The sequence below is a fragment of the Pseudomonas sp. PAMC 25886 genome (assembly GCF_000242655.1).
GTDB lineage: Bacteria > Pseudomonadota > Gammaproteobacteria > Pseudomonadales > Pseudomonadaceae > Aquipseudomonas.
Window position 1 is genome coordinate 85,733 of sequence record NZ_AHHC01000010.1, and the last position, 6,386, is coordinate 92,118.

The 6,386-nt window shown below is 60.8% G+C and carries 6 protein-coding genes; 2 read left to right on the plus strand and 4 right to left on the minus strand.

Features of this window, described 5'->3' with window-relative positions; genetic code table 11:
• Positions 1-15 precede the first annotated feature (15 nt).
• Positions 16-462, minus strand: coding sequence for a hypothetical protein (locus tag MUM_RS0102170; RefSeq protein WP_010166460.1), 447 nt, complete (start codon positions 460-462; stop codon positions 16-18).
• A 551-nt stretch (positions 463-1,013) separates the two neighbouring features.
• On the opposite strand from MUM_RS0102170, the gene MUM_RS0102175 reads away from it, so the two are divergent.
• Positions 1,014-1,949, plus strand: coding sequence for a chemotaxis protein CheV (locus tag MUM_RS0102175; protein ID WP_010166462.1), 936 nt, complete (start codon positions 1,014-1,016; stop codon positions 1,947-1,949).
• Between the two features lie 39 nt (positions 1,950-1,988).
• Positions 1,989-2,795, plus strand: a complete 807-nt coding sequence (locus MUM_RS0102180; protein WP_010166464.1) for an MOSC domain-containing protein — start codon at positions 1,989-1,991, stop codon at positions 2,793-2,795.
• Positions 2,796-2,859: 64 nt separating this feature from the next.
• Here MUM_RS0102180 and ppnP read toward each other — a convergent pair whose 3' ends face one another.
• From ppnP to MUM_RS0102195, 3 genes are all read right to left on the minus strand, one after another.
• Entirely contained in the window at positions 2,860-3,144 is a 285-nt protein-coding gene (gene ppnP, locus MUM_RS0102185) for a pyrimidine/purine nucleoside phosphorylase (protein WP_003183665.1), read from the minus strand.
• Positions 3,145-3,191: 47 nt separating this feature from the next.
• Complete coding sequence (locus tag MUM_RS0102190; RefSeq protein WP_010166474.1) at positions 3,192-3,734, minus strand: exonuclease domain-containing protein; 543 nt, start codon at positions 3,732-3,734, stop codon at positions 3,192-3,194.
• A 71-nt stretch (positions 3,735-3,805) separates the two neighbouring features.
• On the minus strand, positions 3,806-5,734 hold the full coding sequence (locus tag MUM_RS0102195; protein ID WP_010166476.1) for an acetyl/propionyl/methylcrotonyl-CoA carboxylase subunit alpha: 1,929 nt from the start codon (positions 5,732-5,734) through the stop codon (positions 3,806-3,808).
• Positions 5,735-6,386: the final 652 nt, after the last annotated feature.

Sequence of the window (6,386 nt, forward strand, 5' to 3'; positions counted from 1 at the left end):
AAATGCGAAGGATATTCAAATCGCGTAAGGCATGCTGCGTTGTTGCTTATAACCAAAGTCGCTTTGCGGGATGTGCAGGACGACGGTGGCGATCAATACGGTTTGTTCCGTTTCATCCAGGCCCAATTTGCCGGTTTTGGCGTCGATCAACTCCAGTTGCCAGGCGAGCAAAGTCAGGCAAGCATTCAGCGCGTCCAGTGCCTCGTCGTGTAATTGCAACGGGCTGGCGGCATTGGCGATCAGGTACTGCACATGCCGGGAAAATTCGCCGATGGCCCGCAGCGCAAGGGCGTCGGACTTTTCCGCGAGCTTGATCAGGCTGCTTTTCATGCAGTCGATGGCGTCGCTGTCGTTACGGATCAAGTGCAGGTGGCTCAAGCATTCCTGGGACTTGGCCAGCAGCATTTCCGCCTCAAGGAGGAACTCGGGAAGTGCAAGTTGCCACTCTTTGCCGTCGTTCATCATGCAAGTCTCCACAACATACGGTCGGATAATGAGATGTCGCACCGGGTGAATGGCTTAAAAGTACTGCTGAAATATGACGAAGATCTGTAGGTCAGTTCCGACTTTTCAGTAGGGCATTTATTTGAATGGTGCCCGCGCTCGTCCGAACCCCCCACCATCTTCAGGGCCATTCGCATAACTTCTTCGGTTGCCAAGACATAAGTCTGTGGACGACCCGTGGGCCGAGGGCTTGCGATAGCAAACAAAAGCCTGACTCCATTCATGCAATGAGAATGGCGTCACATTAATGGCTATTAGATATCGCGAATATCAGGTTGGTCCTGATCGTGGATAGGGGAATCCCTTACATGGGGGAACCTCGCGCTGACTTTGTGGTCACGCGGCGGTGGTGATGGGCCTTGCGTTGAAGCTGGCTCAGTAAAGCATGATGTCAGTGTGACATCAATGGATTTGCATGGCATTTTAAAGGGGGTCAAGGTCCGGCGTTTACGGCCGATAACTTCCTTCAGTGACCAGCACTATCCATCCGCTAAACCCAGGAGTCTTTAATGGCCGGCATTCTCGACACGGTAGATCAACGCACACAATTGGTGGGTGAGAATCGCCTGGAGATCCTCATGTTTCGCCTGGCCGGGCGGCAGCTGTTCGCGATCAACGTGTTCAAGGTGCAAGAAGTGCTGCAACTGCCCAAGTTGACCCTCATGCCCCAGCGTCATCCCTTTGTCTGTGGCGTGGTCAACCTGCGTGGCCAGACGCTGCCGGTGATCGACCTGTCCCAGGCCATTGGCATGCGCCCGCTGATTCCGGGGCCCAACAGCACCATTATCGTCACCGAGTACAACCGCTCGGTGCAGGCGTTCCTGGTCGGTGGCGTAGACCGCATCGTCAACATGAACTGGGAGGCGATCCTGCCACCACCGGCCAGTGCCGGGCGCCAGCATTACCTGACGGCCATCAGCAAGGTCGATGACCAGTTGGTGGAAATCATCGACGTGGAAAAAGTCCTCGCCGAAATCGTGCCCTACAACGCCAAGGTCTCCCGCGAGAAACTCGAAGACCCGGTGCTGGAGCGTGCCCGTGGCCGCGAAGTGCTGCTGGTGGATGACTCTAACGTGGCCCTCTCGCAACTGCGTGACACCCTCGGCCAACTGGGGGTGAAAATGCACATTGCCAGTGACGGCCTCAAGGCCCTGAACATGCTCAAGGCCTGGGCCGACACCGGCCAGGTGATGACCGACAAACTGTTGATGATCTTCACCGACGCCGAAATGCCCGAGATGGACGGCTACCGCCTGACCACCGAGATTCGCAACGACCCACGCCTGCGCAGCCTTTACGTGGTATTGCACACCTCGTTGTCCGGCAGCTTCAACGATTCGATGGTGAAGAAGGTCGGTTGCGACAACTTCCTCTCCAAGTTCCAGCCCGACAAGTTGGTGGACGTGGTTCGTCAGCGTCTGATGCTGGACGAAGTCCCGGCTTGAGCTTAGGGTGACGGCTTTGTCCCTCAGGAATGCAGGCCCATGCTTCGTCTCAGCGCGTTGTACCGATACCCCTTGAAGTCTGGCAAGGGTGAAACCTTGCAGCAGATCGGCCTGGACGCACTCGGGCTCGACGGAGATCGACGCTGGATGTTGGTGGACGAAGCCAGCGGGCGTTTCCTGACCCAGCGGGCGGTGGCAAAAATGAGCCAGCTGTCGGCGCTGTGGAACAGCGCCGGTGGCCTGACCTTGAGCGCCGAAGGGCAGCCCGCCCTCGACGTGCCACTGCCCGGCAGCGATGCCGAGTTGCGCGGCGTGACCATCTGGCGCGACACCTTGCGCGTGCCGGATGCCGGTGATGCAGCAGGTGCCTGGCTCAGCGAGTTCATCGGCAAACCTACGCGCCTGGTGCAAGTGCCGCTGGCGCGTGCGCGCACCACCGAGGCCGGTTACGGCAAGGATGATGACAAGGTCGCGTTTGCCGATGGCTTTCCGTTGCTGCTGATCGGCCAGGCGTCTCTGGATGACCTGTCCCGGCGGGTCGGGCGGCCCATGGAGATGCTGCGCTTTCGTCCCAACCTGGTGATCGAGGGCAGCGAAGCCTTTGCCGAAGATGGCTGGAAACGCGTGCGAATCGGCGATGTGGAGTTTCGGGTGGTCAAGTCCTGCTCACGCTGCATCCTGACCACCATTGACCCGGCGAGCGGCGAGCGCAGTGCCGACCGCGAACCCTTGGCCACGCTCAAGACCTACCGCGAACAAGAGGGTGATGTGATGTTCGGGCAGAACCTGGTCAACGATGGCGTGGGTCGCCTGGAAGTCGGGATGCCGGTGACGATCCTCGAGTAACCGCCCGTGCAATAAAAAATGCCCGTTTCTCGCGAGACGGGCATTTTTTTTGGCTATCGAACGTTTAGCCGCGGTATTCGCACAGGTAGGCGGTGTCGACGGCGACTTTCAGCTGGAATTTGCTGTTGGCGGGCACGTTGAACTGGCTGCCGGCGGCGAAGGTTTCCCAGTCGGTGCTGTCTGGCAGCTTGACGGTCAGTGCGCCCGACACCACGTGCATGATTTCACGCTGGGCGGTGCCGAACTCGTATTCACCCGGGGCCATGACGCCGATGGTCGCCGGACCTTCTGCAGTGCCGAAAGCGATCGACTTGACGGTGCCGTCGAAGTACTCGTTGACTTTAAACATGGGCGAATCCTCGGAAAAGGGTCAAGAAAGGTCGGCCAGTATGCCTTCTACACGGGCAAAATCAACGGCAGCAGCCGTGCGGTATTGCGCGCATCTTCCAGCGCCCGGTGCTGTTGGCCGTGGAACTGCATACCCGCCAGTTGCAGCGCGCCGTTGAGCCCCAGCGGCTTGTCCAGGCGGCGGGCCTTGGCGAAGCGCTGCTTGAGGTTCACGTGAGGCGTCTGGCTCAGCACGCTGCTCAAGCCATGGCGCTGCCACTCCAGTTCCAGTTGCTGGCGGTCATAGTCGCCCCAGCTCGCCCAGCCTTCCAGGCGTGCCTGGTGTTGGCCGAGCCAGCGTTCGAACAACGGCCACACGTCATTCAATGGCGCGGCAGCATCGATATTCGCCTGGGTGATGTGGGTCAACTGGCGGCAGAACGGCGTCAGCAGCGGCCTGCGCAACGGCCGCACGAAACGCTGGAAATGGTCCAGCTCACGGCCCTGGCGGTTGACCAGGCTCACCCCGATTTCGATGATTTCCATCTCGGTCACGGGCCAGCCGCCTTCATCCGTTGTGGCTTCAAGATCAATAATCAGCCAATGAGGCATCGCAGGTTCCCGTACTCTTCCCGTCCTGATGGGGATAGAGCGTAGCCAAGCCTGCTAGTTCCGCCCAGGGGTTACTCGATCTCCAGCAAAATCTGACGGTTCCTCACCTGATCTCCTGCAACTGCCTGGATCCGCTTGACCACGCCGCTCATGCCGGCCTTGAGTGGGTGCTCCATTTTCATCGCCTCCAGCACCAGCAACAGCTGGCCCTTGCTGACCGAATCGCCTTCGCTGACCCGAACTTCGACAATTGCCCCATCCATCGGCGCCTTGACCGTGCCGTTGCCGGCCTCGGCCTGGCGGGTGGCAACGGCCTGGGTACGGTTATCGATGCGCACGCCAGGCAGCCAGAGCCGGGTGCCTTGCAGGTGGTACGCGATGCGACGGCGAATGCCGTTGAGAACGGCGGTGGCCCAGCGTCCGTCGGTGGTGAGGTCGCGTACGTCGATAGCGTGCCGGTCAATCTCGACGTGCAGGCAGTTGTCTGCCAGCACACTGAGGCTGACTGTGCGGGACTCATCCTGTTCGGCCAACTGCCAGGTCCACGGCACGCTGGCGTTGTTGCGCCAGCCGGAGAGCGGCGTGGCATGAGCGCTGGCGCTGTGGTGATAAAACAGGGCGGCGGCCAGCGCCAGTTCATCGTCGGTCGCTTTGGTGAGAGCGATTTCGCTGAAGTGTTCGGCAATAAAGCCGGTGCTGAAGTCTGCGGCGATAAATTGCGGGTGCTTGAGCAGGCTGGCCAGCAGGCGCTGGTTGGTGGAAACGCCGAGCAGCACGCAGTCTTCCACCGCCCGTACCAGCTTGCGCCGAGCCTCTTCGCGGGTGGCGCCGTGGGCGATGATCTTGCCCAGCATCGGGTCATAGAACGGGGTGATGCGTTGGCCTTCGAGCACGCCATGATCGACGCGCACACCGGCTGTCGGTTCCCAGCGCAACACTTCGCCGGTTTGCGGCAGGAAGCCCTGGGCCGGGTCTTCGGCGTAGAGGCGCACTTCCATGGCGTGGCCGCTGAGGGTGACTTGTTCCTGGCGCAAGGGCAGGGGCTGGCCGGCGGCGATGTGCAGTTGCCAGGCGACGAGGTCGAGGCCGGTGATCAGTTCGGTGACCGGGTGTTCGACCTGCAGGCGAGTGTTCATTTCCAGGAAGTAGAAGTTGCCGTTGCGGTCGAGCAGGAATTCGACCGTGCCGGCGCCGACGTAACTGACGGCGCGGGCGGCCTTGAGCGCGGCTTCGCCCATGGCCTGGCGCAGCTCCGGGGTCATGACGGGGCAGGGGGCTTCTTCGATGACTTTTTGATGGCGGCGCTGGATCGAGCAGTCGCGTTCGCCGAGGTAGATCAGGTTGCCATGGGTGTCGCCGAACAGTTGGATTTCGACGTGGCGTGGGTCGATCAAGGCTTGTTCGAGGATCAGTTCGGCGCTGCCGAAGGCGTTTTGCGCTTCGGAGCGGGCGGTGCGCAGGTGTTCCAGCAGGGTGTCGGGGCTGTGCACCAGGCGCATGCCACGGCCGCCGCCGCCGGCGCTGGCTTTGATCATCAGGGGGTAGCCGATGTGGGTGGCGTGTTGTTGCAGGGTGGGGTCGTCCTGGTCGGGGCCCTGGTAGCCTTTGATGCAGGGGACGCCGGCGTTGAGCATGGCGATTTTCGAGAGGCGTTTGCTGCCCATCAATTCGATGGCTTCGGGGCTGGGGCCGATGAAGGTCAGGCCGGCTTTGGCGCAGGCTCGGGCGAAGTCGGGGTTTTCGGAGAGGAAGCCGTAGCCGGGGTGGATGGCGTCGGTACCGGTGCGGAGGGCGGCTTCGAGGATGGCTTCGATGTTCAGGTAGGACTGGTTGACCGGGGCGGGGCCGATGTTGACGGCTTCGTCGGCCATCTGGACGTGCAGGCTGTTGGCGTCGGGGTCGCTGTAGACCGCTACTGTGCGGTAGCCCAGGGCTTGGGCGGTGCGCTGGATGCGGCAGGCGATTTCGCCACGGTTGGCGATCAGGATTTTGTTGAACATGAGTGATACCTTGGGTTGGCGTTTACCGTGTACATATCCATTCCTGCGCTAACGGCTGCTATTGGTTCCGCTCTTACAGCGGGTCACTTTTGAAAAGCGCAAAAGTAACCAAAACGCTCTGCCCCGCCTGTCGGCACCTCGCCTAGGCTCGGTGTTCCCTCACTCCGGCGCTGCTCCGCGGGCCGCCGCGATGGGCCATCCTTGGCCCAGCGCGGCTAAACCGGCGTCCTGCCGGTTTACCCGCTCCGCACCACCTGCGTTCGGCCTCGGGCTGAATGGGGCAGTCAGAGCCAGATCAAGATCAAAAGCAAGAGCACAGCGGCCTACCGGCCGGCTTGAGTGGTAGAAGCCAGATCAAAAGCCAAAGCCAAAGCGAAAACCAAATTTGAAACTGATGCAGCTCTGCTTTTCTGTGGGAGCTGGCTTGCCTGCGATGGCATCACCTCGGTGTGTCTGATGTACCGAGTTGTCTGCATCGCAGGCAAGCCAGCTCCCACAGTGGACCGTGCCCGCTGTAGATTTTGATCTTGACGTTGCCTTTGCTTCACACCACTCAAGCCGGCCTGTAGGCCGCTGTGTTCTTGATCTGCTTTTGATCTTGATCTTAGGCGCCCCGTTAAACCACGCTGGCCGAACGCAGGTAGTACGGAGC

Coding starts and splice junctions, on each gene's coding strand:
- ppnP (WP_003183665.1), bottom strand. CDS start 3,144: ATGTTTAAAGTCAACGAGTACTTCGACGGCACCGTCAAGTCGATCGCT.
- MUM_RS0102170 (WP_010166460.1), bottom strand. CDS start 462: ATGAACGACGGCAAAGAGTGGCAACTTGCACTTCCCGAGTTCCTCCTT.
- MUM_RS0102195 (WP_010166476.1), bottom strand. CDS start 5,734: ATGTTCAACAAAATCCTGATCGCCAACCGTGGCGAAATCGCCTGCCGC.
- MUM_RS0102190 (WP_010166474.1), bottom strand. CDS start 3,734: ATGCCTCATTGGCTGATTATTGATCTTGAAGCCACAACGGATGAAGGC.
- MUM_RS0102180 (WP_010166464.1), top strand. CDS start 1,989: ATGCTTCGTCTCAGCGCGTTGTACCGATACCCCTTGAAGTCTGGCAAG.
- MUM_RS0102175 (WP_010166462.1), top strand. CDS start 1,014: ATGGCCGGCATTCTCGACACGGTAGATCAACGCACACAATTGGTGGGT.